Annotated in this window: 15 protein-coding genes; all 15 read right to left on the reverse strand. The window is 34.3% G+C overall.

Going from position 1 to position 15,739, the window contains the following annotated elements:
• Window positions 1-9: 9 nt before the first annotated feature.
• The 15 genes from ACU1LP_RS11830 to ACU1LP_RS11900 all read right to left on the reverse strand — a co-directional run bounded on the left by ACU1LP_RS11830 (window position 10) and on the right by ACU1LP_RS11900 (window position 15,480).
• Window positions 10-1,962, reverse strand: a complete 1,953-nt coding sequence (locus tag ACU1LP_RS11830) for a tail fiber domain-containing protein (protein WP_445733450.1) — start codon at window positions 1,960-1,962, stop codon at window positions 10-12.
• A 160-nt stretch (window positions 1,963-2,122) separates the two neighbouring features.
• Window positions 2,123-2,728, reverse strand: coding sequence for an autotransporter outer membrane beta-barrel domain-containing protein (locus tag ACU1LP_RS11835; RefSeq protein ID WP_445736356.1), 606 nt, complete (start codon window positions 2,726-2,728; stop codon window positions 2,123-2,125).
• Window positions 2,729-2,780: 52 nt separating this feature from the next.
• Window positions 2,781-3,827 carry a hypothetical protein gene (locus tag ACU1LP_RS11840; protein WP_445733448.1) on the reverse strand — a complete coding sequence of 349 codons (1,047 nt, stop codon included), beginning with the start codon at window positions 3,825-3,827 and terminating at the stop codon, window positions 2,781-2,783.
• Window positions 3,828-3,837: 10 nt separating this feature from the next.
• A complete protein-coding gene (locus tag ACU1LP_RS11845; protein ID WP_445733447.1) occupies window positions 3,838-4,449 on the reverse strand; it encodes a hypothetical protein in 612 nt (203 codons plus the stop codon).
• An 11-nt stretch (window positions 4,450-4,460) separates the two neighbouring features.
• Window positions 4,461-5,744: an OmpA family protein gene (locus ACU1LP_RS11850; RefSeq protein WP_445733446.1), complete on the reverse strand. Its 1,284-nt coding sequence runs from the start codon at window positions 5,742-5,744 to the stop codon at window positions 4,461-4,463.
• Window positions 5,745-5,764: 20 nt separating this feature from the next.
• Entirely contained in the window at window positions 5,765-6,163 is a 399-nt protein-coding gene (locus tag ACU1LP_RS11855) for a hypothetical protein (RefSeq protein WP_445733445.1), read from the reverse strand.
• A 31-nt stretch (window positions 6,164-6,194) separates the two neighbouring features.
• On the reverse strand, window positions 6,195-6,911 hold the full coding sequence (locus tag ACU1LP_RS11860) for a DUF4412 domain-containing protein (RefSeq protein WP_445736357.1): 717 nt from the start codon (window positions 6,909-6,911) through the stop codon (window positions 6,195-6,197).
• A gap of 16 nt (window positions 6,912-6,927) precedes the next feature.
• Window positions 6,928-7,821 carry a hypothetical protein gene (locus tag ACU1LP_RS11865; protein ID WP_445733443.1) on the reverse strand — a complete coding sequence of 298 codons (894 nt, stop codon included), beginning with the start codon at window positions 7,819-7,821 and terminating at the stop codon, window positions 6,928-6,930.
• A 38-nt stretch (window positions 7,822-7,859) separates the two neighbouring features.
• Window positions 7,860-8,384, reverse strand: a complete 525-nt coding sequence (locus tag ACU1LP_RS11870) for a hypothetical protein (protein WP_445733442.1) — start codon at window positions 8,382-8,384, stop codon at window positions 7,860-7,862.
• Window positions 8,385-8,563: 179 nt separating this feature from the next.
• A complete protein-coding gene (locus ACU1LP_RS11875) occupies window positions 8,564-8,926 on the reverse strand; it encodes a hypothetical protein (protein ID WP_445733441.1) in 363 nt (120 codons plus the stop codon).
• Window positions 8,927-8,939: 13 nt separating this feature from the next.
• Window positions 8,940-9,476, reverse strand: coding sequence for a hypothetical protein (locus ACU1LP_RS11880; protein WP_445733440.1), 537 nt, complete (start codon window positions 9,474-9,476; stop codon window positions 8,940-8,942).
• 47 nt (window positions 9,477-9,523) lie between these two features.
• Complete coding sequence (locus tag ACU1LP_RS11885; RefSeq protein ID WP_445733439.1) at window positions 9,524-10,513, reverse strand: Kelch repeat-containing protein; 990 nt, start codon at window positions 10,511-10,513, stop codon at window positions 9,524-9,526.
• A 384-nt stretch (window positions 10,514-10,897) separates the two neighbouring features.
• Window positions 10,898-13,804, reverse strand: a complete 2,907-nt coding sequence (locus ACU1LP_RS11890) for an ATP-binding protein (RefSeq protein ID WP_445736358.1) — start codon at window positions 13,802-13,804, stop codon at window positions 10,898-10,900.
• 111 nt (window positions 13,805-13,915) lie between these two features.
• Window positions 13,916-14,296 carry a hypothetical protein gene (locus ACU1LP_RS11895; RefSeq protein ID WP_445736359.1) on the reverse strand — a complete coding sequence of 127 codons (381 nt, stop codon included), beginning with the start codon at window positions 14,294-14,296 and terminating at the stop codon, window positions 13,916-13,918.
• Between the two features lie 134 nt (window positions 14,297-14,430).
• Window positions 14,431-15,480 (reverse strand): nucleoid-associated protein, encoded by a 1,050-nt coding sequence (locus ACU1LP_RS11900; RefSeq protein ID WP_445736360.1) that lies wholly within the window; start codon window positions 15,478-15,480, stop codon window positions 14,431-14,433.
• Window positions 15,481-15,739 lie beyond the last annotated feature (259 nt).

The following is a 15,739-nucleotide window of genomic DNA, read 5'->3' on the forward strand; positions in this document are numbered from 1 at the left end:
TTTTTGTCACTACTCGATAGTTTTAAGTGCGTTTTCTAATTGTTTTACGCGTTGGTCTAAGGTTTTAAATTGATCCATTTCTGCTGTTAGGTTATTAATTTTTAAATCTTGATTTGTAAGTTTTGAATTTTGCGCTTCAATAATGCCCTGTTGTTCTTGCAAGGCTTTTATAAGTATTGGGATAAGCTCTGTATAAGACAAGGTTAATATATCTGATTCTTCAACATAATGTGTAATGCTTGGAAACAGTTCCTGTACTTCTTGCGAGATTAAACCCAGATTGCGATTGGTATCGGTTTGGTCTTTCATAAGGTAACTTACAGGGTTAAGTAGCATGACTTTGTTAAGTGTGCCGTTATCTAAGGGTGTGATGTCTTTTTTTAGGCGTCTGTCTGAGACATCGTAATAGATACCGTTAATTTCATTAAATCCTCCTCTATAAGCACCATTCTTATAAAGCCCCAAACCACCACTCGTTGCAACCGCAAACTGCCATGAATGTGGAGAACTAATATTTCTAATACTAAAAGCATTGGTGCGGTTTGATGGTGTTGGTGCGCTACTTCCATGTGCCACCTCAAAAAGACTGGCCGGATTTGAGGTATTTACGCCTGTTTTACCATCTTCCTTTACTATAAAAGCATTTTTTCTGTCGGCCGCTGCTGCGCTACTACCATTCCCGACCATAAATAAACCATTCAATTCCGCTACATTGTATTTTCCAAGGGCGGTAGAGGCATTTGCTACTGCTATTGTCTCTAGTCCCATGGCTGTAGAATTAATTCCAATGGCAGTCGTTTTGTTGCCTATAGCTGTAGAATTAATACCTAATGCTGTAGTAAGTTTTCCCATTGCAGTAGCATAAGACCCAATGGCTTTTGTACTTGATCCAGAGGCAAAAGATATATAACCTCTAGCTCCAATTTCGGTTGTCAATCCATCAACAATTGAAAGGTCAACCGCTCGAAAACCAATATTTGCGTGAAAAAAAGCATTTTCGCTCGTAAGTCTCCAGCCAGAATTAATGTCTATAACTCTTTCTAAACCAGTTGGTAATATTATTGTTGGTTGGTTGCTTAAATCGTTATAATCACCACTAAACGGTATGGAGTTATAGTTGGTATCGGCAAACTCTTTGGTAATAAGTGCTTTTGCATCTGTGATTTCAGAAATATCAAAACTTGGTGCGGTTATGGTTCCATTTTTTAGAATAGTCAAGGCATTAGAAGGTGATGCTGATGATAATGAATTACCGATTTCAAACAATGAATCTTCAGGAGACCAACTATCCCTAGTGCCTCCACCTATATTATTACTTCCTATAGCAATAGATCTATACGCTTCTGCTTTTGTTTTGGATCCCATAGAAATTGATTCGTCACCAGATGCACGAACTGCGAAGCCCATTGCTATTGAGTACCCTCCAGTAGCACCAAAATCATTGGTTGGTCCTCCACCAATACTTAAATCTATAGCATTATTACCAATTGGGCCATATACAAGAGAAGAGCTTCCTACAAGTCTCCAACCAATTCCATTACCTTCATCTAACGTTTCCAATCCAGAAACGTTGGCTGCGTTAAGGGCATAAGGTACTGCGTTAAATACTGTTTGATCAATGTTTACAAAACTGCCATCTTGTTCTATATCTATTCCTGTTTCTAAGGCGTGTATGCCACTTCCCCAATCCACATTGATCATAGATGATACTATTGGTGTTCCTTCACCAATATTAACAATCAAAATACCATTGGCATCTGTTGTTTTGTTTGTATGTGTTTCTTGATACGCAATGCTGGTGCCATTATTTTTTAGTATCGTAAATTTAACATTGATAGTTTGGCCAGCAACCAAGTTCCCGTTTCCATCTTTAATGAGAGCTTTGTAGTTAATGCTTTCGGGTTGCGCAAAACTTGATATTGAGATTAAAAAGGCTACGAGTATTGTAATTGTTGTTTTCATGGTGTATTTTTTAGTATTAATTTTTTATCAATTTTTTTAAATCGTCTGTATCAGAATAGGATACCTCCGCAAAACCCAAGCCTGAAATGGTGATTAGCAAATCCTCGGGATTGGCGAGTTCTGTGTTTACTAACCTTAATAGATGTATGGCTTACCTTTTTTAAAAGTATGCTGTAAAACCTAAGTTGAAAAAAATGGTACTCAATGTGGTTTTTACATCTGCAATAGCATCTTTTGGTTTTGAGTTTTGCCATACGTAATAAACAGCGGGTTCTATGGCGATATGGTTTCCTATAAAAAACGAGTAACCTCCTCCAGCCCTAAAACCAAAGACATTCGATTTTAGTTCATCTGCTGCAAAACCTCCCGATTCTTGGGTCTGTTTAGTACTTCCAATAATGGCACCTGCTTCGCCAAAAACGCCATTATCTAAGTGGTAACGTGCAAATGGACCAACACCAAGGCTTGTTGAGGTTACTTTGCTGTCATCTGCTTTTTCACTTGATGCTCCTATTTCCAGAGCTAAACCAACAGCTAAATTGTCCATAATGTAGTAGCCTGCTTTTGGGCTTGCAATGATGCCGAATATATTGGTTTTTGAAGAAGATCCTCCAAAAGTGCGTTTGCTTGTAGTGGCGTTTATTGAAAAAGAACCACTTGCTAAAAACGACCCTTTTACTTTTGCTGAAAAGGCATCTTGTGCAAAACTTGATGTAGAAATCAATACTACTGCGAAGGCTATTATGGTTTGCTTTAAATGTTTCATAATGTGTTGTTTTTATTGATTAATAATTTTGTGTTTGCTTACTTAATACTGATTATAAAGTAAGGTTGGTTTTAATGAGTTTATAACTGCTTTCTGTGTCGTCAAAAGCACTTGCCCAAAAGTTGGTACCATCAAAGGCAATACCTTGCATACCAAAATTGGGCACTTTGTAAGAGGCTATGGCTTTAAACGTTGGTGTGGTTTGGCATTTATGCAGATAGACACCATCAGCAACATATAAGAAGCCATTTTGATAGTCTAGACCATTTACGTTATAAAAACCCAGTGGAATGGTCTGCTCTATGGTATTATCTGCAACATTTACTAAATTAAGACTGCCTTCATCATCATTGGATGCTACCCACAGATAATCTAGATCAACAGAGGCCATGCCAACTATTTTAGTTTCAACTTCTAAATTAAATGGGGTACCACTGCCATCTATTGAAGAAACACGAATTAAATTGGAATTGCCATTGCTTTGAAAGAGGTAGCGGTCTGGAACTGCAAATTTTTCAATTTCAACAACTTTTGCAAGATTTGGTGTGCCAAATAGACCCACTTCTGTAAATGTTGCAGGATCTATGAATGGAATATAGGTAGAAGTATCATTCATGCCATAGACGATTTTTGTTTTGTCATAGGTAAATGCCATATCCACTGCGCCACTCCAAGGCGCATTTCCCTCGGTTAAAATAGAAAGTTCTTGTACCCAATCATTGGCATTGGGAGCAGCATTATTTCTTATCAATTGTAAGGTGCTACCAAAACCATCAGCAATGTTCAGGGCGTTTTCATCTAATGTATATTGAAAAGGCGTTAAGCCTTGTACATTGATCTCCATTTCAGTGTCTGAATTGACGACATAGGCTGTTTTATAATCTGTTTTAAATCCTAAAACTTCTTCTGACAAAAAACTTACGGTATTATCTGTATTAAAAATAAGGTACTTGGGTTGCCCTTCTAAAAAAACACCACCTGTAACTTCCCATTTTCCCTGTATTGTGTTTTGCTCCACATTATTATCATCATCATTATTACAATTAAATACGAGTGCTGATAGTATAAATAGTATTGCGAATTTGATTGAATTTTTCATAGCCTTATTTTTATTTCTTCATCAATTTTTTTAAATCGTCTGTATCAGAATAGGATATATCTGAAAAACCCAAGCCTGAAATGGTGATTAGCAAATCTTCGGGATTGGCGAGTTGGTCTTGTTCATAATCGTTTGAAATGGTTATTTCAGCAGTTCCCGAAGCTTTTCGAGTGTCCTCATTTAAAGAAACAGTACCCGATAAACTTGCTTTTGGGTCTTGGTCTATTTTATCGCCATATTGGGTGTAAAAGGCAGTTATCATTTTTCCGTCTTTAGCAGGGCGTTTTAGCTGTACCCAAACGTTGTTCAACACATTTTTATCGACATCATATTCCAGCTGTATAGATTCATAGCCTTTTTCCAATTGCTTTTTAAAGCCAATGGTGGCAGTACGCACTTGGGTTGAGCTATTTCTTGACACCATACCATCACTTGTAGTGTAATCCCAATCTTTGCCGTTTATTTTGCATAACACCTTGTTGTTGTTTGTCTTTTTTATTTCGGTTTTTGCGGTTTCGAGTGTTTCATTTTCAGAAGTTGAAACTGAATTATGTTCTTTTTTGTTGGCTTCTCCGCAAGCGAGTAGTATGAATGCCAAAAGGATGCTGTTTATATTGTTCATGATTTTTGTTTTTAAATTTTTACAAATTCTACCCGTCTGTTATTTGCTTTGCCTTCAGTTGTGGTATTTTCATCAACCGGTTCGGTCTCTCCTTTTCCTTCGGTCTGTAACCTGTTGTTGGCAATATAAAATTGAGAAACAAGTATATTTTTAACCGAAATGGCTCTTTGTTGTGATAGTTTAAGATTGTTGCCCTCATTGCCATCTGCATCGGTATGACCAATGATGTTAAGGTTTAATGATGTGTCTTGTTGTAAAGCATCTGCAATTTGTTTTAATACCCCATTTGATTCTGGTTTTATTTGATCGGATCCTGAATTAAAAAGGATACCTGTAGTTGAAAACCTCCCTTCATTTAAAAGTTGGCTCCTTAAATCAATACCTGATGCAGCAATCTTGAAATCGCGCACGTAAACATGGTCTATGCCATCACGTATATCTCTGGGGTGCAACTTAAATGATACTATATTCTCGGGTATCAGCCTGGGTATGTCAACTACTTTATTTTCGTTCATCCACATTCTGAAACGCTTACCGTTAACAGCTATAGAAACATGGATTTTCTCTGAGATAATATCCCTAATGTCTTTTTCAATCTTATTTCTAATAACACGTGCACCCTTTACTTTATTTTCAACAATAAAACCTGTGTTACCTAATAACCATAAAGGAATTTCTATGGTTGCCTTGTTTTTAGAGGTATTGAATTGGTTATGATCTTCAAGCCATACCTCTAACTTAGCCTGTGAGCTGGTTTTCTTGTCTAAGCCCTTGGTAAGCATATCAAATTCAATCGTATAATTTTCGGGCAAGGGTTTTAAAACATCGGGTATATATATAGATTTACCTGCCAATTGCATCCATCTCTGGCCTTCAATTATTACCAACTCTCCCGTACCGTTGGTATTCCATTTTGCAGGGAAATCACCCATATTATCCAATGAAAAATCGTCATACAGCAAGATTTTATCTCCTGGTACAAAATCGAACTTAGAATAGACTTCCAATTCTTTTGAGCTTTCTTTTTCTGTTCCCGGTATCTGAATAACGGAAACATCTTTTGATTGGCTTTCATTTTTACCTTTGTTTTTTTTATTATTCTTGTTTTTATTGCCTTCAAAAATGCTATCCAAAGCCTGGTCGGTTTTTTTGGAAGTTTCATTTTCTACACGTCTTTCTACTGTTCTTTCAACTGCTTTTTTGGCTCTTTTGCTTATTTTTTTTAGTAGTTGGGCATTGGCCTGAGTTGCAATACAGATGACCAGTATAAACAGTATTGATTTTAAAATTTTCATAATTATGCTGTTTTTAAAAATTAGTTATCCCTTTTTGCTTCCATAATTTTTTTCTCTATGGCTTTACCAAGCGAGTCTTTTTGCTTTTCGGTTAAATCTTTGGCCTGTAAAAAGTACCAGTTTTTGTATTCTGCTTTTTGGTTTGCGGGCATGTCCATTTTTTCCAACAATTCTAAAAAACTTAATTTTTTGTTTTTGGATTTCCCATCTAGGTTTTCGCCAAAAATTTGACCTAGTGTGCCTGACCCCATGTCTAAAAAATTGTCTTTTTGTACTGGCTTTTTTTCTGTTTTTGTTGAGTCTTTTTTGGTTTGCGCCATACTTGTAGTTGATATGGCAATAGCCAAGAAAAACAGTAGTAATTGCAGTAATTTGCTAATTCTTTTTAATTGGATGCTTTTATTGTTTAAAAAGTTCATGATTTTATTTTTTTTAGATTAGATCGTTGGTTTATAAGCGCTCATACTCTGCTGTGTTTATTTGAAAATGTTCTTTTTCAAATTTTGTGCATAACATGGTGGTTATTTTTTCTCTGTTGCCTCTTTTTTTAGAGGTTACAATTTTTAAAGGCAAGCCCGAATAGATGGCTTTAAGCGAATCATCGTTAACGGTAATACCTCTTGCTAAGATGTAACCAAAAAATTGTGCTGTTACGGCGTTTTCGCCAAAGGATCCTTCAGTTACATCTTTTGCTACCCATACCTCACTGGTTAAATTATTACTGGTCATCCTGAATAGTTCGCATTCATAGTCTAGAATATTTCCGTAACCGGCAGATTCATAAATTTCTGGGTTTTCTGCATCATTAAACTCTTTTACCAAACTTTTTAGGTTAAAAGGCATAGACATCACTATTTTACCGTCTCCTTCGCCCATATAGGTAAACATTTTGTTCATGACATTATCATAAACAACGACCATATTACCATCCGTTTTAGAACAGAAATAACCGCCGCTTGACGGTAAATAATAGTCGATGACTGTTTTATTTCCTCTAGGGTTTTCAATCTCCATTTTATAGATATAATCAAAGGTATAGACATCATTTTGGGCATTTAGTTGTGCACAGAACACCATTGCTAAAAACATAAGTGGTAGTGCAAAAACCCCAGTTAGCTTTTTGTTGGTTTTATAAGTGATCTTTACATTTTTTGTTGCATTTTTCATAATTATATATTTTTGATTAATAGGTTTCGTAAGTCCAGTTGTAATATATGGTTAAGCTTCCTCCAGTGCTATAGTTTACTTGACGTTCTGCAGATATAGGAAGATTATTATCGTTGTTCACGTAGTCATAAGTGTCTGACTGATAAATAGTCCCGTCAGACCCAATTCTTTTATAGGAAAGGATATTATTTTTACTATAATATTTTAAACCATCATAAGCATTATATCTAAAAGTTTCATATTTAATAAAACTGAGCATATTTAATTCGGTAGAAATTCCGGTTTTGGTTAGTGTAAAATAATATGGGTTTATTTTTGTGTCGTAGGTGTATGTATAAGTAAGCTCATTTTCGTAAGTGATATCATCAGCACTTTGGGTGAATAATAATTGTCTAATATTATTATTGGCATCATATTCTAAAGTCATTTTTGAGTAACTGGAAGCATTAGAACCATTATATTCTTTTACTGTTTTCAATTTAGTGCCTTCATATTCCATAGTAGTCTTTGAATTTCCATAAACATTAGATGTTGTATTAATTACAGCTATCTGACCTTCATTGTTATATGCAATAGTACTTGCAGTAGTATTAGATGTAGCTACCCTGTTTACGGTTGCAATTCTACCTTGACCATTATAGGTGTAAGTAATATTTCCCATCTGTATAATTTGGTTATTGTCATTATAAATGATTATATTATTGATTATATTAGTACCTGAAGACGTTTCAAAACCAGTAGGCTTACCTTCGGTACTATAGGTAATGTCGTACTCATTAGTATCAATGCCATAGGTTTTTAAACGTATATTTTCATTTGGTGCATTGCTACCACCATCATCATTTTTGCTACAGTTAAAAATGGTTAGTGTTAACACAAATACAATGATATGTTTCAATAAATTTTTCATAATAAGTGTTTTTAAGTGTTGTTATATTGCTTAATATTTTAAAGGTCTTTTGTTAAAATATAGATAAAGTCTCCTCGTGTTAATACCAGTTTTGTTTCGCTAATGGAGACTATTTTTAAAGTTGCGGTTAAGCCAAAATCTGCAGGGAATTGTATGTCGTTATTCTCATTTAAGGTGTAATTAACAGGGGCATTATTAGAACGAAGACAGCCTTCAATAAACTCATAACCTGAAGGTAAAATACCACCTGTGTCATCGCGAACATCTTTATAGTCCAGGTTTTCAGTATCTATAAAGTGGTAGTATGATTGTGCTTCACAGGCGGAGGCATTGCCATTTGATGTAACGCTGTAAAACCATTTGCCAATGAGCAGTTGCTGTGTTGTTGGCTCTATATTTTCAATAATTGTGTTGTCATCGTCTTTACTGCAATTAAAAAGGCTTAGTGTTAGTGAAAAAATAAATAGGCTTTTCAATAAATGCGTACTTACAAAATACCTATTGATTTTTTGTTGTTTACCGAAAAGGTTATAAAAGCTAGAGTTTTTATTTGAAAATTTCATGTGTTACGGATTTATAAATTCAACTATTTCTGTGCTATTATGGTTATCAATATTTATTCTTAGTCTTTTTGAAACAGCATTTGATGTATTTACGCCACTAAAATTTCTCACAAAAAAATAAAAGTTAACACGTACTGCTTCTCCGAGGGCTTCAAAATTCCCTACTAAAATATTCCCTGTTAGTGGGTTATTAATATTTCCTTGCCATTCATTATCTTGCTTGGAGGACTGTCTCTAATCGTCCAAGGGCTGTTTATTGCTGATCCAAATTCTATGTAATTACTTGGTGGTATTTGCCATTGTATGGTTTTAACTCCACCGTCATCACTTCCTGTATAGATAAAATTATAGCTTGTACCATTTTTTAGATTTAGCAAGATGCTTTCATAATCGTCATCTTGGTCAAACGTATAATCAAAGCTGTCACCCGTAATTCTAAAAGTAAATTGGGGAGGTGTTCCGTCTGTTTCTGGTATTTCGGTTTCACAACTTTGTACTACAATTAGCAATAGTGCGATTAATGGATAGATTAAATTTTTCATTATATCTATTTTTTTATAATTCAATGAGTTCTGTATTGTGGTCTCCTATAAAAATGGTCAGCTCTTTTGACACACTGTTAGAACTGCCGGATTCGCCACCAAAATCTGATACCGTGAATCTAAAAGCTGCACCTGTAAAATCATCAACGCTTTTAGCTTCAAAGGTTCCGGGTAGGATGTTTCCAGTTAAGGGGTTGTTAGGGTCACCATTCCATTTGATGATTCTGCTTAAGCCCGAAACATTGTCTTGCCAAGTGTCAGGTATGGCAGAATCAAACTCTATATAATCACTAATAGGTAATTGCCATTGTATGAGTTTAACACCACCTTCATCGCTTCCTGTATAGATAAAATTATAGCTTGTACCATTTTTTAGATTAAGCTGTCTGTTGCTATAATCTTCATCTTGATTAAATACATACTCAAAGCCATCACCTGTAATTCTAAATGTAAATTGGGGAGGTGTGGTGTCTGTTCTTGGTATGTCGGTTTCGCAACCTTGGGTTACAAATAATAATAGAATGATTAGTGGATACGTTAAATTTTTCATGGTCTATTTTTTAAATATTTAATTGTTTTCTATTTTCGAAGCCCTATTTAGTCTTCTGTAATACTCCATATTTTTCCGGTAGTAGTCTCAAAACCAACGTAACCTCCAAATACCCAAATAGCGTCATTGTAAAGTAAGGTTGTATGTGCTACTATAGGCTCTATAGGGTTTAAACCGGCATATTTTGTCCAGTCTTGTAAATTTTCAGAATAATAAATAGCATTGGTGTAAGCCGCAGCATTGGTGCGTCCTCCAATAATCCAAACTTTATTGTTATAAACGGTAGCTGTATGGCCATTTATTCCAGGAAATACAGAAGCGTTATTGGTTATTAAAGTCCAGTTACTTCCATTGGTGCTGGTCCATATTTCGTTAAGTTTTGTGCCAGCGATATTTTCACCACCAATAACATACATAGCGCCATTAAAAACAACCGCTTTCTGGCTTACTCGTGCCGAAAAGGCATTGGTAGTTTCCTCCGTCCAGTTTTCACCATCTGGAGAAGACCATACTTTTGTGTTTCCAGTGTCAGGATCTGCAGCAATCACATACATTTTGCCATTAAATACTACTGTGTTATGGAAAGCAACGTTGCCAAATGGGGCAGTTAAAAATGGATTTATCCATGCAGTTCCATCTGAAGAGTACCAAATATCACCTAGCCAATCGCCAGCATTATTTTCGCCGCCTATCAACCAAAGTTTGCCGTTAAATGTTGTTAAGGTATGTCCGCATCGCTCTCCTACTATATTGTTAGCAACAGAAACCCAAGCCACACCATTTGCACTGTTCCATACATCGCTATTAAAATCAGGACTAGAATAACTATTCTCACCACCAACAGACCATACTTTACCATTATATAATGCCATGGCATTACAGGCAAAATCGCCCATTTGGTCTTGAGCGGTTTCTAGGGTAATGGTTAATGTAAGCGGCGTAGTTGGATCATTTGAAGTGTTATTGTCATCAGAGCATGATATAGAAAATACCATTATGGCAATAATTAATAGGTTTGTTTTTATTGTTTTCATCATTCTATTTATTAAAGGTTGTTTTTTTTATCACTTTGTTTTTATAAACTATTTTTAAAATGTATCTGCCTTTATCCAAATGGTTCACATTTAGGTAAATTTTGTGTTTAGGGAAGTGGTCTAATTCACCTTCAAAGGTTTTTTTCTTTTTAACCATTTTACCTTTTTATTTCAGCAGGCTATTTAATGACTTTAGGTTTAACGTTATTTAAAAAATCAATACCTAATTTAAAACTCGCTGGTTATAACGAGGTTTTTGTATGGTGCTATTAATTAAGATGTTGTAAATGTAAAATGTAGAAAATGAGAACGTTATAACACATGTAACAAATGTTGTAACTGATGTAACATTGTGGAAAAAGGAAGTTTTCCCTATGTGGAATTTAATTAAGAGTGTTGTTTGGAATACTCAGTAGGCGTGCAGTTATAGGCTTCTTTAAAGCACTTTGTAAAGTAAGAATGATCATTAAAACCAACGGTATATCCCACTTGTGAAATATTGATATCAGATTTTTTAAGTAATTGCGCTGCCAGTTTTAAGCGTTGGGAACGAATAAACTCCGAGGCCGATAACCCTGTTAAGGCCTTAATTTTACGGTGCAGTTGCATTCGGCTTAAGCCTACCGCTTTGCTGAACGCCTCTATGCTAAAAGAAGATTCCACTAAATTTTCGTCCAGGACCACTTGCACTTTTTCCAGAAATCGTTCATCAATATTGGTAATGGCAATATCCTTTGGCCGTAATATAATTTCCTGACTGTACCGTAATTGCAGTTTTTTTCTGGATTCAATCAATTTTTTAACTTTTAGCTTGAGCAATTTCTTGTCAAATGGTTTGGTTATATAATCATCGGCTCCAGTTTCAATGCCCTCAAACCTACTTTCTACTTCTGCTTTGGCCGTAAGTAGAACAATGGGGATATGGGAAGTGCGTTCATCGGTTTTAAGCTCTTTTGTAAGTGCGATACCATCTTTTTCGGGCATCATAATGTCTGAAATAATGAGATCTGGAATATGCTCTAAAGCCAATGCAACGCCAATTTTCCCATTTGATGCCGTCATCACGTTATATGTTGTATCAAAGGTTTGTTTTAATAATGTTCTTAGATCGGCATTGTCTTCTACCACTAATAAAATAGGCAGTTCGCTATCTGTAAATTCTTCAGCATCTTCAGTTATATAATTGGTAGTAATAGGTGTTTTTGTTATAGGTTCTGTTTGAGTGGTACTTACAAATTGTTCATTTTTAAAGCTGTTTTTATCCACCGGAAGGGTTACGGTAAATGTAGTCCACTCGTTTGGTACGCTGTTAGCGCTAATGGTGCCTTTGTGTAATTCCACCAATTCTTTAACCAATGCTAAACCAATTCCCGTGCCCTGGTTTTGTTCGTTTGATTGATAGAATCTTTGGAATATGTTGCTCAATTCATCTGTTGTTAAACCCTTTCCTGTGTTTTTAATTTCTAGATACAGCTTGCCTGCATTTGTATAAGCATGAGCTTCAATAGACCCATTTTTAGGCGTATATTTAATAGCGTTTGATAATAGGTTAACAACTATTTTTTCTACTGCATCTTTATCAAACCAAACATTTTCTTCTGTTTGTTTGATGTGAACTAAATAGCTGATGCCTTTTTGTTTTGCTGAATAGGAAAAAGACCCGCTTAAAGCGGATATAAGTTTAAGGGCATTAGCATTGTGAATATGCAATTTTAACTGGCCTGCATCAATTTTTGAGAGGTCTAATACTTGATTGACGAGTGATAATAAGCGTTCTGAGTTTTGTTTGGCAACCGTAAATTGTTGGCGTTTTTTATCTGATATAGAATCATCATTTAAAGTATCATTAATAGGATCGGCGATTAGTGTTAACGGTGTGCGAAACTCATGAGAAATATTGGCAAAGAAATTGGATTTCAATTTATCCAGTTCTTTTAATTTAGTGTTTGTTTTTTGACGGTTTCGGTACAAAATAAATAAGAACAATCCAGCTATGGTTGTAATGCCCAAACCACCTAAAAATAAATTGCGTTGGTTCTTTTTTTGCTGTTCTGCTAATTCGTTTTCAGATTTTAATAAGGTAATTTCCTGTTCTTTTTTTTCGGTTTGGTATTTGGTTTCTAAATCAAAAGTTTTTTCTGTAATTTTCTTTTTGTCAATTTTTTGCTGGAGAGCGATGTATTCTTCATACGTATTAATAGCCAAACTTAAATCATTATTCATTTTATACACTTCTATTAATGATTTTGTAGTTTCTAGTTCTTTACCAAAATCATCGGCTTCTTTACATTCTTTTATAGCTTTTTTATAGTATTTAATTGATGTGTCGTAATCTGTATCACTATAAAAATCTCCAAGATAGGCTAAACCCCATCTTTGATAGGTTTTATTTTTAGATTTTACAGCTAGGTCATAATACAGTTTATAATCTTTTTCCGCTTCTTTTAACCTATTCATTTTAACAAGTAAAAACCCTCTAACAATAACACCATAAGAATAAGAATTTTGTGTTGGTACCTCTTTTGCATGATAAGCAACAGATTCATTTAGTAATTTCAAAGCTTCATCATAGTTATTTAATGAAGTTTCAGCTTGAGCAATAGCAATATTTAATTCTTGAACACCTATTTCATTTTCTGTTTTTCTATAAAGTTGTTTAGCTATATTATAATATTCTAATGCCTTTTCATAGCCATGAGTAACTCTTACTGAATACCCTAAATAATTATTGATTTGAGCTCTTAAAGCAGATGTCCTTAGATTTGGTTCGGTCTCACATATAGAATCTGCCAAAGCATAATTTCTAAATGCTCTATCATGCTCGAAGTTTTGAAACCACATGTTGCCAATATTCATGTAGCCCTTTGCTATTAGCTCTTTTTTGTGAATTTTTTTGCCGAATTTTATCGTTTTATTAAAATAATACAAAGCAGAATCATATTGGGATTCACTCTGAAATTCTCTACCAATTAAGTGATTTAAATTATAGTTATAATCACCATTTAATGGTAAATCTTGTATGCCTTTTTTATATTGAATAATTGATGAATCAGAATTATATTTTACTTTTTTCCAATTTGCAATTTTAATGTGTGAAGTATAAATCCCATAATTAAACTTAAAATCCTTAGATAGAATAAGAGCTTTTTTAAATTTTTGTAGTTGAATTATTGTGTCAGATTCATTTGAGCCTTCTTTCAAAAGATTCATGACAGCCAATGAATCAATTTCTCTTGTTTGCCCAAATGCAAAACATGACATAAAGAAAAGAAATGGAACAAGAAAATATTTCATATAATTGCTTGGTTAATAAATAAATATACGCAATTATTGGAAAACGAGTGAATTGTGCTTAATATTTATGTAGCAAATAGACAACAATAAAGAAAGAATAAACAGTCGATACTATTGATATTCTTTTTCGGTACAAAAACCCATGACTCTTTCTATACCAGCTCTATTATACCAAATACGGTCGAAAAGTACAATATTACCTGCCGATGGTGAATGATATGCGAACCTTTGAAAATACCATTGCGTTTTTTCTTTCTCGGTTGGCACACCCAAAGCCACCACTTTACATACACGCGGATTTAAAGGTTCTGTAAACCGTTTTATGGTGCCGCCTTTTCTGGAGGCATCTCTACCTTTAAAAACAATAACCACTTTTAGCCCTTCTTTTTTAACGTGTTCTTGAAGATGAACGAGTTCTTTATGTAATTTGGCAAGTTCTTTATCGTAATTGAAATCGTTATTATTGGATATATATGTGCTTTTTACAGACACAAGGTAAGAAAAAGTAAAAAAAATTTGCTATAACTTTGCTTTTTTAGACTGTTTTAAACAAAGAACTCATTTAAACTTTTTTAATTGAAGCGAAAAAGTTTAAATGAGTTCAAAAAGGAATGTTATAAAACAATTTAATTTTCAGCATTAAAAAACACCTTATAATAGTGCATTTTCTTTTCATCATCATAACCACGTTCTAAATATTCAGCTGAGGCATCTGGCGCATCAATATCCAGTTTTATCTGTATGTTGGTGTCGAGTTTTATATCGGTCTTAAACTTTTTTTTTTCTTTATTGACCACATTTTCGGCAACATCAAATTGGTTTCTGATAACAATATTTTGTTCGCCTTCAAATTCTTTTTTATAATCTTCAAACTGCCTTATCTGTTTTTCGTCCTCAAAAAGTTCTTCTTTAAATCGTTCTATATTCACCACTTCATTTTCTTTAAAAAAATCAATGGTTTTGGCTAAAAACGTATTTTGTTCTTTTGCGCCGTAATTGGTTTTTAAAATCTCGGTCGAGAATTCTTTACAAAGGGCAATATATTGTTGAGTGTGATTGTTGGCATCATCGGCATATTTTATATTTAAAAACTGGTTGAGCCAATATTGGGCATCATAACTATTGTTGTCCACGCTTAAAATAATGTTGCCTTCAGTATCATTTTGGTTTAAAATTAAGCAGCCTTTATCTACTTTTTTAGAGTTAATTCCTTTTTGCACCAATACCTCATAACTGTTGTTTTCTAAATAGGTTTGGAAGAAATTTACTTTGTTTTCAATTTTAAAAATACCAATGGCATTGGTGGTTGTTTCGTTAAATTCGATACCTTCAAACATAACCACTAATACATCGCCTGTTTTTATTTGTGCCGAATTGGATTGTTCATACAAATGCGTCACAATATGTTTTGAAACCTCTATAAAAGCCTCATCATCATTAAAAATCTGTGTGATATAGCTATTAATTTCATTTAACGAAATATTAGCATGGTGGTTAAACCTGTAGCTTTGAACCAAACTTCCGAAGGGGCGTAACAAAAAAGGGAGCATCAGGTCGTAACTGGCTTCGTCAAAATCGACCAGTTTTTCTGAAAAGGCATTTTTGGTATCATTGAATTTGTTCCCAACTTTATGGATGATGAATTTTGAAATGGCTGCGTTTTTTCTTGAAATCATGGTTTGTTTATTACGAATGCAATAGTAGTGATTTCAAAAGAAAAAAACCATAAAAAAAGAACGCCAAAGCATAACACTTTGACGTTCCAAAAGATTCGAGGACTTGCGACTTGGTTATCGTTATATTTTAATGAATTCCACACGTCTGTTTTGTGCCTTTCCGTTGGTGGTGGCATTATCGCCAATAAGAATGTTTTTCAGCTTTTCCAATAATTGGGCATTAAGAATATAGCAAAAACAAAAAACAATATGAGAGTTA

The sequence above is a fragment of the Mariniflexile sp. genome (assembly GCF_052728615.1).